Here is a 25,754-nt window from a genome sequence, read left to right on the forward strand (position 1 = left end):
AGGATCGGAGGTACGACGTGTCGGAACGACGACTGCGCGCGCCCGTGTGGGGTGTCGCGACCCTCGTCGTCTGCCTCGTGGCCGGTCTGCTCGTGGGCACCACCCGCGGAGTGTCCGAGGGCGACGAACTGCGCGCCGGCGACTCCCCGCGACTGTCCGATCTCGTCCGTGCCGCGCAGGAGAAGGCCGACGAACTGGCCGCCACCCGAGACGATCTCACCGCGCGCATCGACGAACTCCAGGACCGTGCCGCGGTGAACGACGAGGACGTCGCCGCAGTGCTCGACGACCTGTCCGCGATCGAGGACCCGGCCGGACTCGTGGCCCGCCGCGGTCCGGGCGTGACCGTCACTCTCACCGACGCACCCCGCGACGCCAACGGGCGCTATCCGTCCGGTGCCTCACCCGACGATCTCGTCGTGCACCAGCAGGACGTGCAGAGCGTGCTCAACGCGGTGTGGGCCGGTGGTGCCGAGGCCGTGGCCATGCAGGACCAGCGGATCGTCGCGACGTCGGCGCCGCGCTGCATCGGCAACACGCTGCTACTGCACGGGCGCACCTACTCGCCGCCCTACGTCGTCACCGCGCTCGGCGACCCCGCGCGCTTGCAGGCCGCGCTCGACGCCGAGCCCGGTATCCGCATCTACAAGCAGTACGCGGCCCGCTATCAACTCGGATACACGCAGCAGGCGTCGGAAGATCTGTCGGTCCCCGCCTACACCGGTAGTTCGTCCGCGCGCTGAGCGGTGCCCGAATCGGACACCGGGCGGGTCGCCCTGTAGAGACCACCGGGCGGGTCGCCCTGTAGAGACCACCGGGCGGGTCGCCCTCTACCGACCACCGGGCGGGTCGCCCTCTACCGACCACCGGGCGGGTCGCCCTCTACCGACCACTGAGTACCCTCGTCTCATGCGCATTCTCGTCGTCGACAACTACGACAGCTTCGTCTTCAACCTGGTCCAGTATCTGGGGCAGCTCGGGACGACGGCCGACGTGTGGCGCAACGACGACGAGCGGCTCACTGCACCGGGTGCTCTCGCGCGGGTCGCGAAGGAGTACGACGGCATCCTCCTCAGCCCCGGCCCGGGTACACCCGAACGCGCCGGGGCAAGCATCGACCTGGTCAAGGCATGTGCCGACAGCAGCACTCCGCTGCTCGGTGTCTGCCTCGGCCACCAGTCCATCGGTGTCGCGTTCGGCGCGACCGTCGATCGCGCCCCCGAGCTGCTGCACGGCAAGACCAGCCTGGTTCGCCACAACGGTGCCGGTGTGCTCGCGGGCCTGCCCGATCCGTTCACCGCGACCCGCTACCACTCGCTGACCGTGCTGCCCGAGACCATGCCCGCCGAGCTCGAGCCCACCGGCCACACGGAGACCGGCATCGTCATGGCCCTGCGTCACGCCGAGCTGCCGATCCACGGTGTGCAGTTCCATCCCGAGTCGGTGCTCACCCAGGGCGGTCACCGGATGCTCGCGAACTGGCTCGCGGCCTGCGGCGAGGCTCCGGACGAGACGCTCGTCGCGCGCCTCGAGGCGCAGATGGCACGCGCGCTCGACGGCGGAGCCGCCTGACACCCCCATTTCCGACGAGAAAGGCGCCGGTCCTTCGAGGACCGGCGCCTTTCGTCGATAGCTCGCTCAGCGGATGCCGAGCACACCGACGCCCACGGTGATGGGCTGGTTCTTCGAGATCTCCGAACCCGGCGGCTGGGCCTGCGTGATCACGGTGCCGACGAGATCGACATCGAGTGTCGCCTCACGCGTCTGCTGGAGCTGGGAGGCGTTGCCCGTCCAGCCGGCGCCGCGCAGAGCGGCGAGTGCATCCGACACCGACCGGTTGGTGATGACGGGCATCTCGATGCGGTCGCCGTTGGACACCCGCACCGTCACCGTCGAACCCTGTTCGGTGGAGGCGCCACCGGCCGGGCTCGTCGACACGACGGTGCCCTCGGTCTCGCTGGAGTCGATGTTCTCGACGACGACCTCGAAACCGGCGCCCTCGATGTTGTCGCTCGCCACCTCGACGGTCTGGCCTACCACGTTGGGGACGCGCACCAGTTCGGGGCCGGATCCCAAAGTGATGGTGATGGGGCTGTCGCGGTCGACACTGGCTCCCGCACCGGGGCTCTGGTCGACGACGAGGTCCTCGTCGTCGGCATCCGACGGAGCGCGTCCGACGTTCGGGTCGAGCCGGAGACCGACGGCGGACAGCTCCTGAGCTGCGCGTTCCTGCGTCATGCCTTCGAGCCGCGGGATCTGCACCTGTTCCGGTCCTGTCGAGACCTCGAGGGTGACGGTCGAACCCTCCTCGGCCTGGCTCCCGGGCACGGGACGGGTGTTGATGACGTTGCCGTTCGCGACGACCGGATCGCTCTTCTGCTGGATCGAGACCCGGAAGCCGGCGTTCTGCAGCCGGCTCTCGGCGAGCTCGGCGGAGATGTTGCGGACGTCGGGCACCGCGACCTGGGCGGCCGTCGAACCGGGGCCGAGCGACCACAGGAAGACGCCGACGATGCCGACCACAGCGACTGCGGCGATGCCGAGCAGCACCTTCTTGAGAACCGAGCCGCCGCCGGAATCCTCGGCAGGTGCCCCGGCGGCGCCGGCGGCCGCGACACGGCTGTGCCGGCCCGTGTTGTTGTCGACGGAGTCGATCAGCGTCGTGCGGTCCTCGTCGGTCATCACCATCGGTGCGCTCGGGCGCTGCCCGCTCAGCACGCGGATCAGGTCGCTGCGCATCTCCGCGGCCGACTGGTAGCGGTTCGCGGGGTTCTTCGCCATCGCCTTGAGGATCACCGAGTCGAGCTCGGGCGGCACCGACGAATTCACCGACGACGGCAGCGGCGGATCCTCCCGCACGTGCTGGTAGGCCACCGCAACGGGCGAGTCGCCCTTGAAGGGGGGCTCGCCGGTGAGGATCTCGAACAGGACGCAGCCCACCGAGTACACGTCGGACCGGGCGTCGACCTGTTCACCGCGCGCCTGCTCCGGGGAGAGGTACTGCGCGGTGCCGATCACCGCGGCGGTCTGCGTCATCGGGCTCGCGGCGTCGGAGATGGCCCGGGCGATGCCGAAGTCCATGACCTTCACCGCGCCGGCCTTGTTGATCATGACGTTGGCCGGCTTCACGTCGCGGTGCACGATCATGTTGCGGTGGCTGAAGTCCAGGGCCGCGCACACGTCGGCGATGATCTCCATCGCCCGCTTGGGGGTCATCGGCCCGTCGGCACGGACGATGTCGCGCAGCGTATCGCCCTCGACGTACTCCATGACGATGTACGGGAGCGGCCCGGCCTCGGTCTCGGCCTCACCGGTGTCGTAGACGGCGACGATCGCCGGATGGTTCAGCGCAGCGGCATTCTGCGCTTCGCGCCGGAAGCGCAGGTAGAACGTGGGGTCGCGTGCGAGGTCGGCACGCAACACCTTGATGGCCACATCCCGGCCGAGCCGCAGATCCCGCGCGAGGTGCACCTCGGACATACCGCCGAAGCCGAGGATCTCACCCAGCTCGTAGCGGGAGGAGAGCTTGCGGGGTGTGGTCATGACGTTCCTTGGTTGTTCGTACCGTTGCTGGTTTCGGATGAATTGTCGTCCCCTCCACCGGCGGCCTCGGGGTCGGTCTCGTCGTCGCCGTCACCCTCCGCGCCGCCCGTGCCGCCACCCGTGTCCTCCGCTGTGGTGGTGGTCGTCGTCGTGGTCGGGGCGGTCGTGGTGGTGGGCGGTTGCGTCGTGGTCGGCTCGGTCGTCGGCTCCACCGTGGTCGTCGGCGGTTGCGTCGTCGTCGTGGTCGGAGGAGGTGTGAAGGTCTCCGTCTCGACGGGCGGCGGCAGCGGCACGAACGTCGTCGTGGTGGTCAGCGGCGGACGGGTCGTCGTGGTGGTCGCGCGGGTCGTGGTGAGTTGCGTCGTCGGCGACGGAGCGCGCGGGGTCTCCTCGTCGTCGCCGCCCAACAGCACGATTCCCAGAGTGACCAGGGCGAGCACGACTGCCGCCCCTGCGGCCCAGGCCAGCGCTGTGGGACTCGGCGACCGTCGTCCGTCGTCGGCAGGCACTCCCGCAGTCGGCGGACCTGCCACCGGCGGACGGCCGGCGGTCGGCGGCTGGGCCGAGCGGGGAACCGACGAATAGGCCGTCTGGTCGTACTGCGTCGGGTGCAGGGCACGGGTCGAGGAAGTGTGGGCCGTCGTCCCGGGCACGCCGGGCGGAAGCACGCGGTTGGCGCTGGTCACCGGCGGTACGTTGCCGGGCGGGGGCACGGGCCGTCCGGACCGCACCGCAGCGACGGCGTTGGCGAATTCGCCACCGTTCGAATAGCGGTAGGCGGGGTCCTTCGACATCGCGATCTCGATGAGTTCGCGCACCTCGGGCGGAAGATCCGTCGGCAGCGGTGCCGGGGTCTCCTGGACGTGCTTCATCGCGACGGTCACGACGCTGTCGCCGAGGAAGGGACGGCGTCCCGACAGCACCTCGTAGCCGACGACGGCCAGCGAGTACACGTCGCTCGCGGACGTTGCCTCCTGACCCAGTGCCTGCTCGGGAGCGATGTACTGCGCGGTGCCCATCACCATGCCGGTGCGGGTGACCGGGGAGGCGTCGACCGCCTTCGCGATACCGAAGTCGGTGATCTTCACCTGGCCCGTCGGGGTGATGAGGATGTTGCCCGGCTTGACGTCGCGGTGCACCACGCCGGCGTTGTGGGCCGCCTGCAGGGCACGTCCGGTCTGCTCGAGCATGTCGAGCGCGTGCGGCAGCGACAGACGTCCGAGCCGCGACAGGACGGCGTTGAGCGGTTCGCCGTGCACGAGTTCCATCACGAGATAAGCGATGGACTGACCCTCGGCATCCGTGGTCTCGCCGTAGTCGAACACCCCGGCGATGCCGGGATGGTTGAGCTGGGCGGTGGTGCGGGCCTCGAATCGGAACCGGGCGAGGAAGTCCTCGTCGCCGGACAACTCGGCTTTGAGGACCTTCACCGCGACCCGCCGGTCGAGCCGGGTGTCGAGTCCTTCCCACACCTGACCCATTCCGCCGGTCGCGATGAGTCGCTGGAGACGGTAACGGTCGGCGATCATGGCGCCGCTGCTCAGAGCCATGTCAGCCTCCCTGTAATCCGGCCGAGATGACGGCCCGTCCGATCGGGGCGGCCACCGAGCCGCCGGTCGCGGCGAGAGCTCGGTCGCCGCCGTCCTCCACGATCACCGCGACGGCGATGCGGGGTTGTTGTGCAGGTGCGAATGCGATGTACCAGGTGTGCGGCGGGGTGTTCCGCGGATCGTTGCCGTGTTCCGCAGTGCCCGTCTTCGATGCGATCTGCACGCCCTGGATGGCACCGCCACCACCGGCGTTGTTCTCGGCACCGATCATCAGGTCGGTGAGGGTCGCCGAGACCTCCGGCGAGATCGCCTGACCCAGCGATTCGGGCTTGGTCTCCTCGAGCACCGTCAGGTCGGGTCCCTGCCGCCGGTCGACGAGATACGGCTTCATGCGCACCCCGCCGTTTGCGATGGTCGCGGCGATCGACGCGTTCTGCAACGGAGTGAGGGCCACATCACGCTGACCGATGCTCGACTGGCCGAGAGCCGCGCCGTCCGGGATGGGCCCGACGGTGCTCGCCGCGACGGGCAACGGCACGTCGAGGGTCTCGCCGATGCCGAGCTTCTCCGCCTGCGAGACCAGGGCCTCGCGTCCGTCGTCGATGCCCATCTCGACGAAGGCCGTGTTGCACGACCGCGCGAACGCCTCCCGCAGCGTCACTGTCGGTGCGTCACCGCACGCGGCTCCGCCGTAGTTCTCGAGGGTCGTCGCGGTGTCGGGCAGGGTGATCTGCGGTGCCGCGGTGAACTGCGTGTCGGGGGTGACGCCGTTCTCGAGCGCCGCCGCCGTCACGACGACCTTGAAGGTCGAGCCCGGAGGGTAAGTCTGGGAGATCGCGCGGTTGAGCATCGGCTTCTCGGGATCGGCGTTGAGCTCGTCCCAGGCCTGCGAGGTCGCGGCGCCGTCGTGTCCCGACAACCGGTTGGGGTCGTAGCTCGGCGTGCTCACCATCCCGAGGATCCTGCCGGTGCTCGGTTCGATCGCGACCACCGAGCCCGTGTAACCCTTCGAGGTCAGCTCGTCGTAGGCCACCTGCTGCACGACCGGATCGATCGTGGTCACGACGTTGCCGCCGCGCGGGTTGCGACCCGACACCAGATCGAACAGGCGACGTCCGAACAGCAGGTTGTCGGAACCGTTGAGCAGCGAATCCTCGGACCGCTCGAGTCCGGTGCTGCCGTACTGCATCGAGTAGAAACCGGTCACCGGCGCGTAGGCCAGCGGGCTCATCGGCTGGGTCGGCGGCGCCGGGTATTCGCGCAGGTACTTGTAGCGGCTGTCGGTGGGCACCGACACCGCGAGAGCCTGGCCGGCCGCGACGATCTGTCCGCGCTGACGGGAGTACTCGTCGATCAGCACACGCGAATTGCGCGGATCGGTGCGGAGATCGTCGGCCTTGATGACCTGCACGTAGGTGGCGTTTGCGAGCAGCGCGACGACCATGAACATCACGGCCATCGCGACCTTGCGGAGCGGACCGTTCATTCGCGCCCCATCATTTCCGTCTTGGCCTCGGCGATCGGCGTGGGCGCCTTCTTACGGGGGATCGCGGGTTGGCGGGCAGCGTGCGAGATCTTCATCAACAGAGCCAGGAGCAGATAGTTTGCGAGCAGCGACGAACCACCGTAGGACACGAACGGTGTGGTCAAGCCGGTCAGGGGGATCAACTTCGTGACACCGCCGACCACCACGAACAGCTGGACGGCGAGGGTGAACGACAGGCCGGCGGCGAGCAGTTTGCCGAAGCTGTCGCGCACCGCCAGGGCCGTGCGCATGCCGCGGACGACGAGAATCAGGAACAACAGCAGGATGGCGGCCAGACCGATCAGGCCGAGTTCCTCACCGATCGCGGCGACGATGAAGTCGGTCTTCGCGAACGGCACCTGCCCCGGCCGCCCGCTGCCCAGGCCGGTGCCGGCGACCCCGCCGGTCGCGAGACCGAACAGCGACTGGGAGATCTGGTAGCCGGTGTTGTTGTAGTCGGCGAGCGGATCGAGCCAGGTCTCCACGCGCACTCGCACGTGACCGAACATCTGGTACGCCGCGTAGAAGCCGACGGCCAGCAGCGAGAATCCGATGATCAGCCAGCCGACACGTTCGGTCGCGATGTAGAGCATCACCAGCACGGTGGTGAACAGCAGCAGCGACGTGCCGAGGTCCTTCTCGAAGACCATCACGCCGATCGAGATGATCCAGGCCGCCAGGATCGGGCCGAGATCGCGGGCGCGGGGGAAGTCCATCCCCAGGAAGTGCTTGCCTGCGGTGGTGAACAGATCGCGTTTCGCCACGAGGACCGATGCGAAGAAGATGATCAGCAGGATCTTCGCGAACTCACCGGGCTGGATGCTGAAGCCGGGCAGCCGGATCCAGATCTTGGCACCGTTGACCTCGGAGAAGCGGCTCGGCAGCAGGGCCGGGATCGCGAGCGCGATGAGGCCGATGAGACCGAGCGTGTAGCTGAACCGCGCGAGCAGGCGGTAGTCGTGCAGGAACACGAGCACGACGATGAACAGCGCGATGCCCAGCGCCGTCCACAGCACCTGCTGCGTCGCATCGGGCGACGGCGGTGGCAGGCCCATGTAGCGGGCGTTCTCCTGGTCGGACAGGTCGAGCCGGTGGATGAGCACGAGTCCGAGACCGTTGAGCAGCGCGACGATCGGCAACAGCAGGGGATCGGCGTACTTCGCGAAGCGCCGGACCGCGAGGTGCGCGGCGAGGAACAGTGCCGCGAAGGTCGCCCCGTACTTGAGCAGGTCGAGGGTCAGAGCCTGCTCCATCGAGACCTCGACGAGCATGAGCGACACGGTCGTGACACCGATGGCCGCGATGATCAGGGCCAGTTCGGTGTTGCGCCGGGTCGACTGGACGGGAGCCGGGGCGAAACCTCCCGGAGGGCTCGGGAAGGCCCCCACACCATGGGACACCGACATCAGGCGCCCACCCTGCAGTTCTGTCCGGGGATCTGGGGCGTGGGCTCGGGAGCCGGCTCCATGTTCGGAGCAGGCGCGCCGGGAGTCGGCTCACCCGGCTGAGGTTCGCCGGGCCGGGGTTCGCCGGGGAGCGGTTCACCGGGCTGGGAGGCCGGTGCCGGTTCGCCCGGCTGCGGCTCACCGGGCGCCGGGGGCTGCACCGCTGTCTCGGTGGGCGGGGTGCCGTTCGGTCCGGGAGCCGGCTGCGGCTCACCCGGCCCGGGGGCCGGTGCGGGAGTGGGCTCGGGTTCCTCCGGGGTGCACACCGGCAGCAGGTCCAGTTCGGCGAGCCGCTGCATCTGCTCGCGGGTGTCGTCGAGCGACCCCGACGGAAGACCGGCACGAACCTGTTCGCGGGCGGCGGGCCACAGATCGTCGACGAGCATCACCCGGCACGACGCGCTGGCGGGGTCGACGAGCGTGAGGTCGCCCTCGTCGGTGATGCACCCGACGCGCGCGGCCTCCTGCAGCGAGTAGCCGAAGACGTCGCCGGGGATGCCGCGCAGCACCGTCACGCGACCGTCGTCGGCGCCGACGTAGTAGTTGTTGCGGATCAGCTGACGGCCGACGAACAGACCGCCGACCAGCACCGCGATCACCACGATGGCGGCGACGGGCCACCACAGACGGCTGCGCTTCTTCTTCGGCTCGGGCTCCGGAGCCTTGTTGATGACCCGCTTCGGAGTGGCGCGCGGGGGGCGCATCGCGGCGGCACGACCGGCTGCGGTGTTCGGTGGGGGAGTGTCCTCGTCGTCGTCCGCCGATGCCGCACCGGCGACGATCGGATGCGACTGGCCGTAGTCGAGATCGATCACATCGGCGACGACGACGGTGACGTTGTCGGGGCCGCCACTGCGCAGCGCCAGCTCGATGAGCCGGTCGGCGCACTCGTCGTGCGTGCCCTGCCGCATGGTGTCGGCGATCGTCTCGTCGCTGACGACGTCGGACAGGCCGTCGGAGCACACGAGGTAACGGTCGCCGGCGCGGGCCTCGCGCACGGTCAGGGTCGGTTCGACCTCGCTACCCGTCAGCGCGCGCATGATCAGCGACCGCTGCGGGTGCGTGTGAGCCTGTTCCGGGGTGATACGGCCCTCGTCCACGAGCGACTGCACGAAGGTGTCGTCGCGGGTGATCTGGGTGAGCTGACCGTCGCGCAGGAGATAGGCGCGGGAGTCGCCGATGTGCGCGAGGCCGAGCTTGCTGCCGGCGAACAGGATGGCCGTGAGCGTGGTGCCCATACCGTCGAGTTCGGGCTCTTCCTCCACCTGGTCGGCGATCGAGGCGTTGCCTTCGCGGACGGCCGCGGCGAGCTTGCCGAGGAGGTCGCCGCCCGGCTCGTCGTCGTCGAGGTGGGCAAGCGCCGCAATCATCAGTTGCGAGGCGACCTCACCGGCTGCGTGGCCGCCCATGCCGTCGGCGAGGGCGAGCAGGCGGGCACCGGCGTAGACGGAGTCCTCGTTGTTGGAGCGCACGAGGCCGCGGTCGCTGCGGGCGGCATATCGGAGTACGAGGGTCACGGGCGGAGCTCGATCACGGTCTTGCCCACACGGACCGGGGTTCCGAGCGGGACACGGACAGCGGTGGTGACCTTCGCGCGGTCGAGATACGTGCCGTTCGTCGACCCGAGGTCTTCGACGTACCAGTCGGAACCTCGCGGCGACAGGCGTGCGTGGCGCGTGGACGCGTAGTCGTCGGTCAGCACGAGTGTGGAGTCGTCGGCACGGCCGATGAGAACCGGTTGGGTGCCGAGCGTGATCCTCGTGCCTGCCAGCGCGCCCTGCGTGACCACCAGGTACTTGGCGGTCTTGTTACGGCTCAGCGTCGGCAGCACCGACTGCTTGGGGGAGTAACGCGGGAGCGGTCGCGCGGCACCGGCGTAGATGTCGGACCGGAGCGTGCGCAACACCGCCCATACGAACAACCACAGCAGGAGGAGGAATCCCGCTCGGGTCAGCTGCAGAATCAGCCCCTGCACGGTGCATCCTCCTTCGGGGTAGTCGACCGGTCGTGTTCCTGGTCGTGCGGTCACTCACAATACGGACACCGGACGACTCCATGCAGCGTCCGACGCGCTGTCACACGCGTCGGACGGTATGAACGGGTCCGGTCGGTCCTTCGATACCGGCTGATCAGAGGATGCGCACGAGGATCTCGGAGTGCCCGGCGCGAATCACGTCACCATCGGCGAGCTGCCAGTCCTGCACCGAGGCACCGTTGACTGTCGTGCCGTTCGTCGACCCGAGATCGGAGAGCATCGCGACCTGACCGTCCCAGCGGATGTCGATGTGGCGACGCGAGACGCCGGTGTCGGGCAGGCGGAACTGTGCGTCCTGGCCGCGGCCGATGATGTTGCTGCCCTCGCGGAGCTGGTAGTAGCGACCGCTGCCGTCCTCGAGCTGGAGCGTCGCGGTCAGCACCCGACCGGCAGTCGGAGACTGGTAGCCGGCCTGCTGGTAACCCTGGTCGTAGCCGGGGGCTGCGGCGGCGTAATTCTGGTCGTAGCCGCCCTGCTGCGCGCCGTACTGCTGGTCGTAGCCCGGCTGTGCGTAGCTCTGCTGACCGTAGGCCTGCTGGTCGTAGCCGCCCTGCTGGTAACCCTGGTCCTGGTAGCCCTGGTCGTAACCGGGCTGGGCGTAACCCTGCTGGCCGTACGCCTGCTGGTCGTAGCCCTGCTGCGGGTAGTCGTGGCCGTAGTCCTGGCTGTACGCCTGCGGCTGGGCGCCCTGAGCACCGTAGGCCTGCTGGTCGTAGCCGCCCTGGTCGTAGCCGCCCTGTTGGTAGTCCTGCTCGCTGTAGGCCTGGCCGTACGCCTGCTGGTCGTAACCGCCCTGAGCCTGGTCGTAGCCGGCGTTGCCGTAGCCCTGGTTGTAGCGCTGCTCCTGGCCGACGTGCGCGTGACCGTTGCGTGCGTACTGCGGTTCCGCCTCGGCGGGGTCACGGCTGGGGTCGTAGCCGGGGTTCTGCGTCATTGGGCCAGCTCCTGGTTCAGAGGTCACGGGTGGGCGGTTCTGTGGGTTCCGCGGTGACGGAGCACGCGTCGCTGAGCGCCCCGCATCGGGATCTACCGAGCCGCGAGTCCGGAACTGCCCGGTGTGCAGTGCCGACGACGACTCGAAGACGACTTGGATCTCACCGTATGTCTGCCATCCCTGTTCTCGGATGAAGTCCTCAAGGTGACGGGAGAATGCCTTCACAGTCAAGTCCCGATCCGCTGCGAGGGCGTCGTGATCGGTTTCGCTGATCGTGATGACGTAGTGATTGGGGGCGAGCATGTGGCCCCGATCGAGCTGTTGGACGCCGTCCGTTGCCTCCTGCTGCAGCGCCGCCTCGACTTCCTGGGGCACGACGCCGCCGCCGAACACGCGGGCGAAAGCGTCGCCGATCGCGGCCTGGAGTTTGCGCTCGAAGCGCTGGGCGATACCCATGGCGACCCCCTTTCCGTACTCAGCGTGTCGCAATGCAGATCTCGTCACTGCATGGTATCCACTTTTCCCCGGATTCGACCCTGCGGTATTCGGCACGTCTCCGACGGATGTGCTCGGCGAGCGAGCCGGTGGCGCTCGCAGCCCTCTGACCAGGCGAATAGTCGTTTGGCTTCGGTGTGTGTTACTGTTTTCGGCGTTGCTCGGGCGAGTGGCGGAATGGCAGACGCGCTGGCTTCAGGTGCCAGTGTCCTTCGGGACGTGGGGGTTCAAGTCCCCCTTCGCCCACAGTGTGCAGTTCCACGAACTGCGACGGACGAGGTCACGAACTCTTCGGAGATCGTGACCTCGTTTTCGTTTGCCCGAGCCCGCTGTCGTTGCCGGCCTCGATCCGAGAGGAACCACCACCGTGTCCCATGACAGCGACACCGCTTTCCCGGCAGATATCGGCGAGATCCTCATCAGCTCGCGCTCCCTGGACGAGTACCGGTCGATGTTCGACCTCTCCGACGACGATCTGTCACGAAGGATCCTGGACTGCCCGGCCGGCGCGGCGGGGTTCACCGGCGCCGTGAACCGCATCGGTGGTGACGTGACGGCCTGCGACACGGCCTACTCCGACTCCGACGCGGAGCACCTCGCCGTCGTTGCCGCTGCTGAGACCGAGCGCGGGAATCGGTACATCCGGGACCACGCCGAGAACTACGACTGGACGTTCTTCGCCGACCCCGACGAACACGCACGGGTGCGGCGGCAGGCGGTCCGGGATTTCGCCGAGGACATCCGTCGGCATCCGCACCGATATGTCGCCGGGCGGTTGCCGTCCCTGCCGTTCCCCGATGCTGCCTTCGATCTCGTGCTCAGTTCGCACCTGCTGTTCAGCTACGCCGACCGACTCGACCGCACCTTCCACCTCGACGCGATCCGGGAACTGATGCGTGTCGCCCGTGAGGAACTGCGCATTTTCCCGCTCGTGGAGTCCGGATCCTCGGTCCGTTGTCCGTATCTGGACGAACTGCTCGACGACCTCCGGGAACACGGCATCGACGGTGAGGTCGTGGAGGTCGACTACTGATTCCAGAAGGGCGCCCACCACATGCTGGTGTGCCGCCGCATCGGGTTTCCCTGAGCGAAAGGAAGGGCGCAGGGTGGCCGCGCCCTTCCCGATCCGGCTACTCGCTCGACCAACTCCGCGGTACCGGCACGCCCGTGGGTACTCGCGTCCGTCGATTGCCGTGCGCGGCGGCGAGTTGCGGTCCGGTGACATACAGCGCGAGGGACAGATCGGCGTCCTCCACCCGCGCGCCGCGGAGATCCGCGCCGAGCAGGTCCGCTCCCGCGAGGTCGCATCCTCGGAGGTCGGCGCCGATGAGCAGTGCATTCCGGAGGTCGGCGCCGCACAACCGGTGGCCACGCAGATCGGTGCCGGCGAGATCGGCGCCCGGGACCAGATCCGGATTCGTCCATCCGTGGTCCGCGAAGTACGACCCCCGGACCTCCGCGCTGACCTCCATGAGGACCGGTCGAACGGATGCACGCATCTCGTCGGTCTCGAGGGACTCGAGTTCGTCCACGCTCCGGCGGGTCTGGGAGGCAAGGGATTCGACGAGCTCCCGCGCGTCGTCGGCGATATCCGGATCGTAGGTACGTTGCTGGGCTTCGAGCAGGTGCCACATCATCTCGTGCAGTTCTTTCACAACGGCGAATGCCGAGAACATCCGGTCGCGGGTCTCGGGTCGGTCCCGCCAACTCACGCCGGCGAACAGCTGCTGGGAGACCACCTGTCCCGCACCGAAACAGTCGAAGACCGTGCAACCGCGGAAGCCGCGGGACGACAGCGTCTCATGGATGGTGCACGAGAAGGACGCATCGAGATGCCGGCACGGCGATCCGGCAGGCTTGTCCTCGGCGAAGTCCGAAGACCTCGTGAATCCGAAAGCCGTGCAACACAGTGCGAAGCAACGGCTGCAGTCGCCCCGAAGATCGGATCGGTGAACGGTCGGTGATGGGGACGAGTGAAGTGATGGGGTGAGCATGTGAACTCCGAGAGTCGATTCCGATGCATGACGGGATCGGGGAACCCTGGCGCGGGTTCCCTTTCGGGGCACACGGAATCACCGCCGCCTGCAGGCGCGGTTCGCGGATGGCGCGGGACATCTGTCTCACGGATACACGGTGCTGATCACTGGCCACGACGATACCGGTCGGCACGCGTGGTGTCAGCGGGCCGGACTGTTGTCGTCGAACCTCGGGAGGACCCCGCGTTCAGACGACCGATACCGACGCACGTGAACCGGCGAGAAACCCTCCGGCGACGTGGTCGCGACCTTCAATCTCGGAGTGGCCGCCGGTGCCGCCCTCGGGGGCGTGGTGGTCGGTTCCGGCGTCGACCGTCTGGCCCCGGTGGCCCTGGGCGTCACCACCGTCGGTGCAGTCGCTCTCGTGCTCCTCGCCCGGGTGGGAACGGCACCGGATCCGTCTCCGTGATCCGGGCTGCGTCCGATGACTTCGCGTAGTTCACGGGGTCTTCCTCTTCGTACCGGTCGATCGGGATGTGAGGAGAAGAAAGTGGGCCAGTTGCTGCGAGTACAGAACTTTTCGGTGTCGAGCGACGGCATCGGCGCGAGGGAGGACCAGAGCTTCGAGAGTCCCTTCGGCCTGGATCCGGGTCCGATGTTCGAGTGGGCCGGCGCCACGGCCAGTTGGCACCTGCGCACCGAACCCGGCGGGAGCCGCGGGCTCGACGACTATTTCATCCGGGACTTCTCCTGCAATGTCGGTGCGGAGATCATGGGACGCAACAAGTTCGGTCCTCAGCGGGGTCCGTGGCAGGACCACGAATGGCAGGGCTGGTGGGGTGACGAGCCGCCGTTCCATACCCCCGTGTTCGTTCTGACCCACCACGAACGTCCGTCCTTCGCACTCTCCGACACCACCTTCCATTTCGTGAACGGTGAACCGGCCGCGGTGCTCGAACAGGCTCGCGCCGCCGCGGAGGGCAAGGACGTCCGACTCGGAGGTGGCGTCTCCACCATCCGTGAGTTCCTCGAGGCCGATCTGGTCGACACCATGCACGTCGTGGTGGCGCCGGTGCGGTACGGCACCGGTCTGAAGCTCTGGGACTCCCCGGACGAACTACGGGACCGTTTCCACCTCGAGGTCGTGCCCAGCGCGAGCGGGGTGGTGCATCACCTGTTCTGGAGGAAGTGAACGCCTGCGACCGGCGCATAATGGGGGATGGGGGTAGGGGTAGGAGGTCGTCATGCGTGCTCTGAATGGCCTACTGGATGTCGTGCTCGGACTTCTCACCGCCCTGCTCGGCACCGTCCTGGGGATCGTCGCCGCGGTGGTAATGCTTCTGGGTGCGGTGTTGTGCGTGACGATCCTGCTGATTCCGCTGGGCATCCCTGTCATCCGGCTCTCCCGTCGGCTGTTCACCCTCGCCGGGAAGATGATGCACGTCCCGTGACGTCCCGCGAGGAATCGACGACGAGGCGCTCGACCGCCTCGTGAGGCGCTCGACCGCCTCGTGAGGCGCTCGGGCGTGTCGTCCACCGGCCTGCGGAACCTCTTCGGATCGGCCCCGCATTCTCGAGGAATGCGGGGCCGACTCTTGTGCCCATCGCGGCGTCATGCGCCTCTACCTGCGTAGACAGGTTGCATATTCTATTGGTTGCCGTACATACCCTAGGGGGGTATGGTATCCGCCAGGACGACCGAAGCGACAAGGACGACTCCGATGCCGAATACCCCGAGCGAGACCGTGCACACCGATGCCCGCGCACACGACGACGCACATCAGCACAGCTACATCGCCAACAACACCAAGGCCGACTACCTCAAGCGATTGCGCCGCATCGAGGGGCAGGCCCGCGGCCTGCAGCGGATGGTCGAGGAAGAGAAGTACTGCATCGACATCCTCACGCAGATCGCGGCGATGAAGAAGGCTCTCGAGGCCGTCGCGCTCGGTCTGCTCGACGAGCACATGGCGCACTGCGTGGCCGGTGCCGTGCGCGCCGGCGGCGACGAAGCCGACCTCAAGTTGAAGGAAGCCAGCGACGCCATTGCGCGACTCGTCCGCTCCTGATCGTCCCGACCCGTTCACGACCCGTATCCGAGGAGTTCCCATGAGCCAGACCAGCACCTACACCGTTACCGGCATGACCTGCCAGCACTGCGTCGCGTCGGTCACCGAGGAGGTCCAGGAGATCCCGGGCGTCGAGAACGTCGAGGTCGATCTGGCCACCGGTGCCGTCACCGTCACGAGCGCCGAGTCCCTCGACGATGCCGCCGTCGCGGCCGCCGTCGAGGAGGCCGGTTACAGCCTCGCATGAACACCCCGGCCAAGCTCACCGGCTTCGTCGCCGCCGTAGCCGCGGTCTTCGGTATCGCACTGCTCGTCGGCGCGACCGTCGGCCCGGTCGAGGAGCAGACCGAGGATCCGGCCGTGAGCGCCCACGACGCCGGTCACGGTAAGGACACCGCCACCGGCAGCGCCGCGGAAATAACTGCTGTGGAAGAGATCCCGGGAGGTCTGATGATGGCCCAGGGCGGTTATGCCCTCTCACTCGCCGAGACGAATCTCGAGCCGGGTGAGGGCAGGAACCTGACATTCGCGATCAACGGTCCCGACGGCGTGCCGGTGACCGACTTCGACGTCACCCACGACAAAGAGCTGCACCTGATCGCCGTGCGCCGTGACTTCACCGGTTTCCAGCACGTCCATCCCGTGCTCGACGAGAACACCGGCATCTGGTCCGTCGACGTCGACCTCACGCCCGGCACGTGGCGGGTCTTCACCGACTTCACGCCCACCGGGGGAGAGGCGCTCACGTTGGGCACCGACCTCGCGGTGGCAGGCGAATTCGTTCCTGCCCCACCGGAAGCCGACAACCGTACCGCGACCGTCGACGGCTACGAGGTCACCCTCGACGGCGACCTGTCGTCGGGTGGCGACGCGATGCTCACCCTCACCGTGAGCAAGGACGGACAACCGGTCACCGACCTGCAGCCCTATCTCGGTGCCTACGGACACCTGGTGGCACTGCGCGGCGGCGACCTCGCCTATCTCCACGTCCACCCGGACGGGACACCCGGCGACGGCACCACACGACCCGGCCCCGAGGTCGTCTTCCACACCTCCGTCCCGAGTGCCGGCACCTATCACCTCTATCTCGACTTCCAGCACGACGGAGTGGTTCGCACCGCGGCGTTCACCCTCACCGCCGGAGGCACCGGCGAGGTGCAGTCGGGGTCCGGCGCGCACGGTGACCACAGCCATTCCGGCCGCTGACGGCCCTTTTCCCGAGGAGATGCACATGACCACGCAGAGTCAGCCGGTCGCCGCCGAATCGATCGAACTCGCCATCACCGGCATGACCTGCGCATCCTGCGCCAATCGCATCGAGCGCAAGCTCAACAAGCTCGACGGCGTCACCGCGACCGTCAACTACGCCACGGAGAAGGCGAAGGTCGCCTACTCCGACGACGTGACACCCGAGGATCTCGTCACGGTCGTCGAACAGGCCGGCTACGGCGCCGCACTGCCGCCACCACCCGCGCAGGCGGCCGACCGGACCGATGACGTGCCCGAAGCCGATCCCGTTGCGGCGCTTCGTCACAGGCTCGTCGTCTCGGCGATCCTGACGGTGCCGGTGATCGCGATGGCGATGATCCCGGCCCTGCAGTTCACCAACTGGCAGTGGCTCTCGCTCACCCTCGCCGCGCCGGTCGTGGTGTGGGGTGCCTGGCCGTTCCACCGGGCGGCGTGGATCAACCTGCGCCACGGCACGTCCACCATGGACACCCTCGTGTCGCTCGGAACCCTTGCTGCCCTGGGATGGTCGGTCTACGCCCTGTTCTGGGGTACGGCGGGTGAACCGGGGATGGTCCACCCGTTCGAGTTCACCATCGCGCGGGGCGACGGCAGCGGCAACATCTATCTCGAGGCCGCGGCCGGTGTCACGACGTTCATCCTCGCCGGACGCTACTTCGAGCAACGCTCGAAGCGACGTGCCGGCGCCGCCCTGCGTGCCCTGCTCGAACTCGGCGCCAAGGACGTCGCGGTCCTCGGACCGGACGGGACCACCGAGACCCGGGTTCCGGTGGAGCAGATGGCGGTCGGGGATCTGTTCGTCGTGCGGCCGGGCGAGAAGATCGCTACCGACGGTGTGATCGAACGGGGCACGTCGGCAGTCGACGCGTCGATGCTGACCGGTGAATCCGTTCCCGTCGAGGTCGGTGTGGGCGACAGTGTCGTCGGCGGCACGGTCGACGTGGGTGGACGACTCGTGGTGCGCGCGACCCGCGTCGGCTCCGACACCCAGCTTGCGCAGATGGCGAAGCTGGTGGAGGACGCTCAGAACGGCAAGGCCCAAGTGCAGCGCCTGGCCGACCGGATCTCCGGCATCTTCGTGCCGATCGTCCTGCTGATCGCCGCCGGCACACTCGGTTTCTGGCTCGGCACCGGCAACGGACCCGCGGCGGCGTTCACGGCGGCGGTCGCGGTGCTGATCATCGCCTGCCCGTGTGCCCTCGGCCTGGCCACCCCGACCGCGCTGATGGTCGGTACCGGTCGCGGCGCCCAGCTCGGCATCCTCATCAAGGGACCCGAGGTCCTCGAGTCGACCCGTTCGGTCGACACCGTGGTCCTCGACAAGACCGGTACGGTCACCACGGGCCGGATGACCCTGCGCGAGGTCGTCGCCGACGACGGTGAGAACGCCGACGACGTGCTGCGGTACGCCGGGGCACTCGAGTCTGCGTCGGAACACCCGATCGCACGTGCCGTCAGCGATGCGGCGGCGGACAGGTTCGGCGGTCTGCCCGAGGTCGAGGACTTCACGAACGTCGAGGGTCTCGGCGTTCAGGGAGTGCTCGTCGACGGCGACACGAGCCGCGCCGTGCTGGTGGGACGCCCGAAGCTGCTGGCCGACTGGTCACAGCATCTCTCCGAGACCCTGCAGCAGGCGTTCGAGCAGGCCCAGAAGTCCGGTGGCACGGCCATCGCCGTCGGCTGGGACGGTAAGGCCCGCGGCATCGTCGTCGTGGCGGACGCGGTCAAGCCGACCTCCGCGAAGGCCGTCGCCGAACTGCGGGAACTCGGTCTGCGTCCGATCCTGCTCACCGGCGACAACGCCGCCGTCGCGCACACCGTGGCGGCCGAGGTCGGCATCGACGAGACCGACGTGATCGCCGACGTGCTGCCCACCGACAAGGTCGACGTGGTCGAGCGACTCCAGCGCGAGGGTGCGGTGGTCGCGATGGTCGGCGACGGTGTCAACGACGCCGCGGCGCTCGCCCGGGCCGACCTGGGCCTGGCGATGGGCACGGGCACCGACGTCGCGATCGAGGCGAGCGACCTGACGTTGGTCCGCGGCGACCTGATGGTCGCGGTCGACGCCATCCGGTTGTCGCGCCGCACGCTGACGACGATCAAGGGCAACCTGTTCTGGGCGTTCGCGTACAACGTCGCGGCACTGCCACTGGCGGCCGCGGGCCTGCTCAACCCGATGCTCGCCGGTGCGGCGATGGCCTTCTCGTCGGTGTTCGTGGTCTCCAACAGCCTGCGACTGCGACGGTTCCGCGCACACGCGGCCTGACCGCTTTCGGCTGCAGCGAGGAGGACGGCCTGTCAGGATCGGATCCATGACACAGCCGTCCTCCTTCCGTGCCCTGGTCGTCGACGACACCGACGACGGCCAGGTGGCACAGTTCCGCGAACTGACCGACACCGACCTTCCCGACCACGACGTCCTCGTCGAGGTCGAGTACTCCTCGCTGAACTACAAGGACGGTCTCGTGATCGCGGGGCCGCAGAAGATGGCGCGACGCACCCCGCTGATCGCCGGAGCCGACCTCGCCGGCACCGTCCTCGAGAGCAGCAACCCCGACTGGAAGCCGGGCGACCGCGTCGTCGTCAACGGCTGGGGTCTGTCCGAGACCCAGTCGGGCGGGTACACCCGGCGCCAGCGTGTGAAGCCCGAGTGGCTCGTGCGCATCCCCGACGCCTTCTCCACACGCGATGCCATGGCCATCGGCACCGCCGGCTACACGTCCGCCCTGTGCCTCGACGCGCTCGAACGGTACGGGATCGCATCCGACGCGGAACTGCTCGTCACCGGTGCGGCCGGTGGCGTCGGGTCGATCGCCGTCGCGCTCGCCGCTGCCGCGGGACACACGGTGGTCGCCGCGACCGGCCGTCCCGAGACCCACGACTTCCTGAGCGAACTCGGTGCGTCGTCGTTCGTCGACCGCGTCGAGCTGCAGGGCAAGGGCCGGCCCCTGGGCAAGGAACGCTGGGATGCCGCGGTGGACGCGGTGGGCGGTTCGACGCTCGTGAACGTGCTGTCGCAGATCCGCTACGGCGGCGCGGTTGCCGCGTGCGGTCTCACGGAGTCGCCGTCGATGCCGGATGCCACGGTGATGCCGCACATCCTGCGCGGCGTCGCGTTGCTGGGCGTCGACTCGGTGATGGCGCCGGCTTCGCTGCGCCGGTCGGCGTGGAACCGTCTCGCCCGCGATCTGCCTGCGAGCACCCTGGATTCGCTGTCGCGGGTCGAACCGCTCTCGGACGTCCCGCGACTCGCCGAGGAGATCCTGGCGGGCAAGGTGCGCGGCCGGGTGGTCGTCGACGTCACCGCCTGAGAACGGTTCCGGAGAACGACCGGTGGGCAGCCACTTCGACAAGTGACTGCCCACCGGGCCGAGACGGACGGACGCTACGAGGACGCGTGGACCTCGCGCTCGTTGGGCACGCAATGCGTCATCTGCAATCCGGTCACATCACGGGGACCGTTCTTGCCGAGATTCGCCGCGCGTTGCAGTTCGTCCTCGTCGAGGGTCTGGCTCTGCAACGGAGGTAGATCCCGTACGTCGTCGGCACTGATACCGAGTCCGTCGCCGACGCGTTGTCCGAGCTCGTCGTCGCACATGAAGAAATGCCACACCATCCGCTCCTGCACCTCGCGGACGGCCTGCCCTATACCGCCGACGAGGTTCTTCACCAGGTCGTCCTTCTCCCACTGCTCCATGAGCTGATAGCGCTGACCGGCCTGCTCGTAGTCGTTGGTACGCGGAATACGTTTGCGCGTGAGACGACCCCGGATCTCCGGCCCCTGATCGTCGTGGGTCGGGAACTCGGCCTCGCGCAGACCGCCGGTGATGGACGGTTCGTAGTTCACGTGCGGGTTGTCGCCGACATCGTCGACGCCGTATGCCATCGGTCCGCCCTGCTGGTTGGTGGCCACGTGGGCGTTCTTCGCCGAGTTGACCGGAAGTTGCAGGTAGTTGGGACCCACCCGGTAACGCTGCGTGTCGGAATAGGAGAACGTGCGTCCCACGAGCATCTTGTCGTCGGAGAAGTCGAGTCCGTCGACGAGGACACCGGTGCCGAAGGAGATCTGTTCGTTCTCGAGGAAGTGGTTCTCGACGTTGCGGTCGATCACCATCCTGCCCACCGGCTTGGCGGGGAACTCGTTCTCAGGCCAGACCTTCGTGTCGTCCAGGGGATCGAAGTTCAACTCCGGATGGTCGTCGTCGCTCATCATCTGTACGCGCAGTTCCCATTCGGGGTGGTCACCGCGCTCGATGGCCTCGTACATGTCCTTGCTGGCATGCCCGAGATCGTGCGCCTGAATGGCCGCCGCGTCGTCCTCTGTCAGGCTCTTGACACCGATCTTCGGAATCCAATGGTATTTCACGAGGTGTGTCACACCCTCGGCGTTGACCCACTTGTAGGTGTTGACCCCGAAGCCCTGCTGAGTCCGGTAATTGGCCGGAATGCCCCGGGGACTGAACAGATTCACCAGCATGTGCATCGCTTCGGGTGTCTGCGACATGAAGTCGAAGATGCGTGCGGGTTCCTGCCGGAAAGTGACGGGGTCGGGCTTCAGCGAATGGATGACGTCGGGGAACTTGATCGCGTCGCGAATGAAGAAGACCGCGAGGTTGTTTCCGACGAGATCCCAGTTACCGTCCTCCGTGTAGAACTTGACCGCGAAACCTCGCGGATCGCGGGCGGTTTCCGACGAATCGCGTCCACCGATGACCGTGGAGAGCCGGATGGCGACGTCGGTCCGCTTCCCCGGCTCGGCGAAGAGTTTCGCGCGCGTGTAGTTCGTGATGGGTTCATCGCCCCATTTCCCGGTGGCTTCGAAATATCCGTAGGCGACGAAACCGCGCGCGTGCACCACTCTTTCCGGAATGCGTTCTCGATCGAAATGGCTGATCTTTTCGAGGAACTGATAGTTCTCCAGCGTCGCGGGTCCGCGTGGGCCCACCGTCCTCTGATTCTGGTTGTCGTATACGGGATGGCCCTGGCGGTTGGTCAACACACGTCGGTCGTCTCTCCGGGCCGGGCCCTGCGACGAAACATCGGTCACGGTGTTCTCCCCTCGGATGCAGTTGATGGGCTTTCTCGTAATCGAGTTTGACCGTCCTGTGCGGCGGCGACATCCCTCTCACTATTACGCTCTTTCCGGGTTCCCGTCGGCCTTTCGCGAACAACGACCCGGATGCCCGACAACCGGCGCACCGTCTACACGATCAGCTCGCGGTCTCCGCGTTCGGCAGTTGTTCCGGCGAGGCGGAGTCCGGATCGGTCCGCCGACCGAAGGCGAGCCAGAGCAGGAATCCGAATCCGGCCGTGACGTAGAGCGTGCCGAGCAGGTGCTGCCATGCGGCCCAGCCGAGTTCGAGATCGCCACCCGTGGGGAACAGGTGGTGCGGGCCGATCAGGAATACGAGCGCGACACCGGCGGCGACCGCCGTGAGCCTCTGCGCATCGGTTGCGCGCCACGCCGCGAGCGCGAGGGCCGACAGTGCCGGCGCGACCCACACCCAGTGGTGCGACCACGACACCGGCGACGCCAGCAGCACAGCCGTCGCGTTCGCGAACAGGGCGAGCACGAGATCGCCCTGCTCGAGGGCGCGCCGGATGGCCACCACCGCGACCAGCAGCATCACCGCGACGGCGAGCAGCCACAGCACGGAACCCATGAGTTCGGGCGGCCCGAAGCGGGAGACCACGGCCTTGAAGGATTGGTTGGTGGCGAAGTACGCCGCGCCGATCCGGCCGGTGTCGGGCAGGGTGTCCAGCCAGTACTTCGTGGAGGTCGCGGGCATCACGGCGAACGCGAGGGCGGTGAAACCGAAGGTCGACGCGATGATGGTGGCGCTGGTCCGCCGGTCGCGCCGCAGCAGGAACAGCAGCAGGAACGCGATCGGCGTGAGCTTGACGGCGGCGGCCAGTCCGATCAGCAGTCCGCGCGGCCACTTCGGGGTCTTCACCAGGACATCGAGGGCGACGAGCGCCATCAGGACGAGGTTGATCTGCCCGAACGAGATCGTCTCGCGCACAGGTTCGAGCAACAGTGCTCCGGCGACCGCGACCGCCGTGACGATCCACGCCGTCCGCGTCTCGAAGTCCGGGCGGAGCCGATCCAGCACGACCCGCAGGGTGATGACGAGCGCCGCGACCGAGACGAGGGTGAAGACGATCTTGCCGAACGTCACGGGGATCAGCGCCAGGGGAGCGAAGAGCATCGCCGACAGCGGCGGGTAGGTGAACGGCAACGCGAAGTCGTCGGTCACCGGAGGCATCTGCCCGTAGATGTCGGCGCCGTCGAGCAGGACCCGCGCGCCCATCCGGTAGACCAGGAAGTCGATGAGTTCGCTCCCGACGAGGATCGCGACGAGCACACCCACGGAGACGAGCGACGCGATCACCGCGACGGCGGTACCGCGCTGTCCGGTGAGGAACGGAGGCGTCGTCGAACCGATCGGAGTCTGCCGTGATTGTCGCACCCGGCAACTTTAGTCAATTCCGATAATCGTTCCGGTCCGACGTGGGGAACGCCATACGGCCGGAATGTCACGAATCGACAGGTCGCAGCAGGTCGGGGTTGTTGTTCCGAGGTGAGTTGACCGCCGTGCTCACCTCGTACGGTTCGAGGGTCGGTTCGGGAATCGAATTCAGCAGGGCATCGACGTCGTCGCGGTCGTTCAGCTCGGGATCGAGCCACGGACCGACGAAGGTGTCGGGCAGGATCACCGGCGACCGCTCGTGGATGTGCCCGGCGGCGTCGGTCGCGGGACGGGTGAGCACGGTGCACGTCCACAACCAGCGGTCGGGATGGTCCTCCGGCAGCTCCGGGTCCGGCCACAGCTCGTAGAGCCCGGCCATCGAGATCGGTCCGTCCGCGTGCAGGAAGAACGGGATCTTCTTCCCGTCCTCACCCTTCATCCACTCGTAGTACCCGTCGGCCGGCAGCACGCACCGCCGCTTCGCTGCCGCCGCCTTGAAGGCGGGCTTCTGGGTGATGGTCTCGGAGCGGGCGTTGATCATCCGCGACCCGATCTTCGGGTCCTTCGCCCAGAACGGCACGAGCCCCCACTTGATCTGCGAGGACACGATGCGGATCGGCTCGGCGTCCGGTTCCTCACGCGGCGCTCGCTCGAGCACGACGTTCACGCGCTGGGTGGGCGCGATGTTGTACGACGGGGGCAGTTCCTCACCCACGGCTTCGACGGCGTCGTAGGCCGCGAGCAGATCCCCGCGGGTACTGGTGCTGGCATAGCGTCCACACACGATGCATCTCCCGTCGGCGACTCCGGAGCGACGATTCGATTCTCTCTCATCGGTCGCTCCAACGGAGACAGTGCGGATCGCTCAGACGGAGACCTCGACTCCCAGCGCCTCGAGCAGGGTGCGGCGGTACTCCGCGATCTCGACGACGTGATCGGCCCGCGGGTGCGGCAGGTCGATGGTCAGTTCGACGGCGAACGAGCCGTGGTCGAGCACGAGCACGCGGTCGGCGAGAGCGACGGCCTCGTCGACATCGTGGGTGACGAGCAGGACCGCGGGCCGGTGCTTGGCGCACAGTTCCTGCAGCAGTCCGTGCATCCTGATCTTCGTCAGTGCGTCGAGGGCACCGAACGGCTCGTCGGCGAGCAGCAGTTCGGGTTCACGCACGAGCGACCGCGCCAGCGACACCCGCTGCTGTTCACCACCGGACAGCTCGGTGGGCCAGGCCTTCTCGCGTCCGGCGAGCCCGACCTCCGCCAGGGCGGTGCGGCCGCGCTCGGCGGCGTCGCTGTCGAGACCGAGGATCACGTTGTCGAGCACCCGAGCCCAGGGCAGCAGTCGCGAGTCCTGGAAGACCACCGCCCGCTTCTGCGGCACCTCGAGGGTGCCCGAACCGGGCACGCCGTGGTCAAGTTCGGCCAGGGCGCGCAACAGGGTGCTCTTGCCCGAGCCGCTGCGGCCGAGCAGTGCCACGAACTCGCCGGGGGCGATCTCGAGGTCGATGTTGTTCAGCACCGCGCGTCCGTCGAAGCCGCGGCTCAGGCCCCGGGTGCGTACGGTCAGCTGCCGATTGTCCTGCGCCATGCCAGCGCCTTCCTCTCTGCCGCACGGACCAGCAGGTCGCTGCCGAATCCGAGGATCGCGTAGACCACCAGTCCGACGATGATGATCTCGGTCATGCCGTAGTTGCGGGCCTGGTACATCAGGTAGCCGATGCCGCTCGAAGCGTTGACCTGCTCGACGACCACCAGGGCCAGCCACGAGATGGTCACCGCCAGGCGCAGGCCGGTGAAGAAACCGGGCAGCGCCCCCGGCAGGGCGATGCGCCGGACGAACTGGGCGCGGGACAGATCCAGCGTCTCGGCCAGTTCGACGTAGCGGGCGTCGATGCCGCGCAGCGCCGAGTAGGTGTTGATGTAGACGGGGACGAAGACCGACAGGGCGATGAGCAGGATCTTCATCTCCTCGCCGATGCCGAACCACAGGATCGCCAGCGGCATCAACGCCAGGGTGGGGATGGAGCGCTTGATCTGCACCGGTCCGTCGATCAGCGCTTCACCGATGCGCGACAGGCCGGCGGCCAGTGCGAGCACCAGTCCGAGGACGACGCCGATGACCCCGCCGATCAGGGCGCGCTGGACGGAGGTCCACAGGTTCGACTGCAGTCGCCCGTCGCCGATCAGTTCCCATGCGGTGGTGACGACTGTCCACGGCGCCGAGAGGGTCTTCGGATCGAGTACCCCGGTGGCCGAGGTGACGATCCATGCCACCAGCAGCAGCGCCGGGCCGATCGCCAGGCCGAACTTGATCGGCTTGCCGGGAGCGAGGCGGCTGCGGGTCGTGCGCGGCGACAGGTCGGCCGTCGCGCCGGGGTCGGGCTTCTGGTCGGTGTCGGCGTCACCGGCCAGGCCACTGCCGAAACGCCGGGGTTCGACGGAGACGCTCATGGCTCCGGTCCTTTCG

24 protein-coding genes and 1 tRNA gene are annotated in these 25,754 nt (G+C 67.9%); 12 read left to right on the forward strand and 13 right to left on the reverse strand.

Going from position 1 to position 25,754, the window contains the following annotated elements; all coding sequences use genetic code 11:
* The first annotated feature begins 17 nt into the window (after nt 1–17).
* Nucleotides 18–743: a DUF881 domain-containing protein gene (locus tag LPH33_RS00200; protein ID WP_159417098.1), complete on the forward strand. Its 726-nt coding sequence runs from the start codon at nt 18–20 to the stop codon at nt 741–743.
* Nucleotides 744–909: 166 nt separating this feature from the next.
* On the forward strand, nt 910–1,572 hold the full coding sequence (locus tag LPH33_RS00205) for an aminodeoxychorismate/anthranilate synthase component II (protein WP_006550940.1): 663 nt from the start codon (nt 910–912) through the stop codon (nt 1,570–1,572).
* Nucleotides 1,573–1,638: 66 nt separating this feature from the next.
* On the opposite strand, the gene pknB is transcribed toward LPH33_RS00205, so the two are convergent.
* From pknB to LPH33_RS00240, 7 genes are all read right to left on the reverse strand, one after another.
* Nucleotides 1,639–3,543 carry a Stk1 family PASTA domain-containing Ser/Thr kinase gene (gene pknB, locus LPH33_RS00210; RefSeq protein ID WP_060652393.1) on the reverse strand — a complete coding sequence of 635 codons (1,905 nt, stop codon included), beginning with the start codon at nt 3,541–3,543 and terminating at the stop codon, nt 1,639–1,641.
* Entirely contained in the window at nt 3,540–5,093 is a 1,554-nt protein-coding gene (locus LPH33_RS00215) for a serine/threonine-protein kinase (RefSeq protein ID WP_229566647.1), read from the reverse strand. Before LPH33_RS00215 ends, pknB begins: the two co-directional genes overlap by 4 nt.
* A 1-nt stretch (nt 5,094) precedes the next feature.
* Nucleotides 5,095–6,579 carry a peptidoglycan D,D-transpeptidase FtsI family protein gene (locus tag LPH33_RS00220; RefSeq protein WP_060652391.1) on the reverse strand — a complete coding sequence of 495 codons (1,485 nt, stop codon included), beginning with the start codon at nt 6,577–6,579 and terminating at the stop codon, nt 5,095–5,097.
* Nucleotides 6,576–8,024, reverse strand: a complete 1,449-nt coding sequence (locus LPH33_RS00225; protein WP_159417094.1) for an FtsW/RodA/SpoVE family cell cycle protein — start codon at nt 8,022–8,024, stop codon at nt 6,576–6,578. The genes LPH33_RS00220 and LPH33_RS00225 overlap by 4 nt, the downstream gene beginning before the upstream one ends.
* Nucleotides 8,024–9,580, reverse strand: a complete 1,557-nt coding sequence (locus LPH33_RS00230; protein ID WP_229566649.1) for a PP2C family protein-serine/threonine phosphatase — start codon at nt 9,578–9,580, stop codon at nt 8,024–8,026. Before LPH33_RS00230 ends, LPH33_RS00225 begins: the two co-directional genes overlap by 1 nt.
* Nucleotides 9,577–10,038 carry an FHA domain-containing protein FhaB/FipA gene (locus LPH33_RS00235; protein WP_006550946.1) on the reverse strand — a complete coding sequence of 154 codons (462 nt, stop codon included), beginning with the start codon at nt 10,036–10,038 and terminating at the stop codon, nt 9,577–9,579. Before LPH33_RS00235 ends, LPH33_RS00230 begins: the two co-directional genes overlap by 4 nt.
* Before the next feature lie 154 nt (nt 10,039–10,192).
* Entirely contained in the window at nt 10,193–11,488 is a 1,296-nt protein-coding gene (locus tag LPH33_RS00240; protein WP_229566651.1) for a DUF3662 and FHA domain-containing protein, read from the reverse strand.
* 202 nt (nt 11,489–11,690) lie between these two features.
* Here LPH33_RS00240 and LPH33_RS00245 point away from each other — a divergent pair.
* Together LPH33_RS00245 and LPH33_RS00250 are read left to right on the forward strand one after the other, a co-directional pair.
* Nucleotides 11,691–11,773, forward strand: a tRNA-Leu gene (locus LPH33_RS00245).
* A 121-nt stretch (nt 11,774–11,894) separates the two neighbouring features.
* Nucleotides 11,895–12,560: a methyltransferase domain-containing protein gene (locus LPH33_RS00250; RefSeq protein WP_229566653.1), complete on the forward strand. Its 666-nt coding sequence runs from the start codon at nt 11,895–11,897 to the stop codon at nt 12,558–12,560.
* 97 nt (nt 12,561–12,657) lie between these two features.
* Here LPH33_RS00250 and LPH33_RS00255 read toward each other — a convergent pair whose 3' ends face one another.
* Nucleotides 12,658–13,266: a pentapeptide repeat-containing protein gene (locus tag LPH33_RS00255; protein ID WP_229566655.1), complete on the reverse strand. Its 609-nt coding sequence runs from the start codon at nt 13,264–13,266 to the stop codon at nt 12,658–12,660.
* Nucleotides 13,267–13,801: 535 nt separating this feature from the next.
* Between LPH33_RS00255 and LPH33_RS00260 the strand changes: the two genes are divergently transcribed.
* The 8 genes from LPH33_RS00260 to LPH33_RS00295 all read left to right on the forward strand — a co-directional run bounded on the left by LPH33_RS00260 (nt 13,802) and on the right by LPH33_RS00295 (nt 20,131).
* Nucleotides 13,802–13,972, forward strand: coding sequence for a hypothetical protein (locus tag LPH33_RS00260; protein WP_160329007.1), 171 nt, complete (start codon nt 13,802–13,804; stop codon nt 13,970–13,972).
* A gap of 81 nt (nt 13,973–14,053) precedes the next feature.
* On the forward strand, nt 14,054–14,695 hold the full coding sequence (locus LPH33_RS00265) for a dihydrofolate reductase family protein (RefSeq protein WP_160877041.1): 642 nt from the start codon (nt 14,054–14,056) through the stop codon (nt 14,693–14,695).
* Nucleotides 14,696–14,747: 52 nt separating this feature from the next.
* A complete protein-coding gene (locus LPH33_RS00270) occupies nt 14,748–14,954 on the forward strand; it encodes a hypothetical protein (RefSeq protein ID WP_060652385.1) in 207 nt (68 codons plus the stop codon).
* A 270-nt stretch (nt 14,955–15,224) separates the two neighbouring features.
* Entirely contained in the window at nt 15,225–15,572 is a 348-nt protein-coding gene (locus tag LPH33_RS00275; RefSeq protein WP_060652384.1) for a metal-sensitive transcriptional regulator, read from the forward strand.
* A gap of 40 nt (nt 15,573–15,612) precedes the next feature.
* Complete coding sequence (locus LPH33_RS00280) at nt 15,613–15,819, forward strand: heavy-metal-associated domain-containing protein (protein ID WP_016691112.1); 207 nt, start codon at nt 15,613–15,615, stop codon at nt 15,817–15,819.
* The gene (locus LPH33_RS00285; RefSeq protein ID WP_229566656.1) at nt 15,816–16,778 is read left to right on the forward strand and encodes a hypothetical protein; all 963 of its coding nucleotides are present in this window, start codon (nt 15,816–15,818) and stop codon (nt 16,776–16,778) included. The genes LPH33_RS00280 and LPH33_RS00285 overlap by 4 nt, the downstream gene beginning before the upstream one ends.
* Nucleotides 16,779–16,803: 25 nt before the next feature.
* Entirely contained in the window at nt 16,804–19,086 is a 2,283-nt protein-coding gene (locus LPH33_RS00290) for a heavy metal translocating P-type ATPase (RefSeq protein WP_229566658.1), read from the forward strand.
* A gap of 46 nt (nt 19,087–19,132) precedes the next feature.
* Entirely contained in the window at nt 19,133–20,131 is a 999-nt protein-coding gene (locus tag LPH33_RS00295; RefSeq protein WP_060652382.1) for an MDR family oxidoreductase, read from the forward strand.
* A 74-nt stretch (nt 20,132–20,205) separates the two neighbouring features.
* Here the strand turns inward: LPH33_RS00295 and LPH33_RS00300 are convergent, their stop codons facing one another.
* From LPH33_RS00300 to LPH33_RS00320, 5 genes are all read right to left on the reverse strand, one after another.
* Nucleotides 20,206–21,867, reverse strand: coding sequence for a catalase (locus LPH33_RS00300; RefSeq protein WP_229566660.1), 1,662 nt, complete (start codon nt 21,865–21,867; stop codon nt 20,206–20,208).
* 163 nt (nt 21,868–22,030) lie between these two features.
* Nucleotides 22,031–23,290, reverse strand: coding sequence for a glycosyltransferase 87 family protein (locus LPH33_RS00305; RefSeq protein WP_229566661.1), 1,260 nt, complete (start codon nt 23,288–23,290; stop codon nt 22,031–22,033).
* Nucleotides 23,291–23,357: 67 nt separating this feature from the next.
* A complete protein-coding gene (locus LPH33_RS00310) occupies nt 23,358–24,074 on the reverse strand; it encodes an SOS response-associated peptidase (protein ID WP_229566663.1) in 717 nt (238 codons plus the stop codon).
* A gap of 81 nt (nt 24,075–24,155) precedes the next feature.
* A complete protein-coding gene (locus LPH33_RS00315; RefSeq protein WP_229566665.1) occupies nt 24,156–24,875 on the reverse strand; it encodes an ABC transporter ATP-binding protein in 720 nt (239 codons plus the stop codon).
* The gene (locus tag LPH33_RS00320) at nt 24,851–25,738 is read right to left on the reverse strand and encodes an ABC transporter permease (RefSeq protein WP_229566666.1); all 888 of its coding nucleotides are present in this window, start codon (nt 25,736–25,738) and stop codon (nt 24,851–24,853) included. Before LPH33_RS00320 ends, LPH33_RS00315 begins: the two co-directional genes overlap by 25 nt.
* Nucleotides 25,739–25,754 lie beyond the last annotated feature (16 nt).

This window comes from Rhodococcus sp. RDE2 (assembly GCF_020885655.1).
Taxonomy (GTDB): domain Bacteria; phylum Actinomycetota; class Actinomycetes; order Mycobacteriales; family Mycobacteriaceae; genus Rhodococcus; species Rhodococcus pyridinivorans.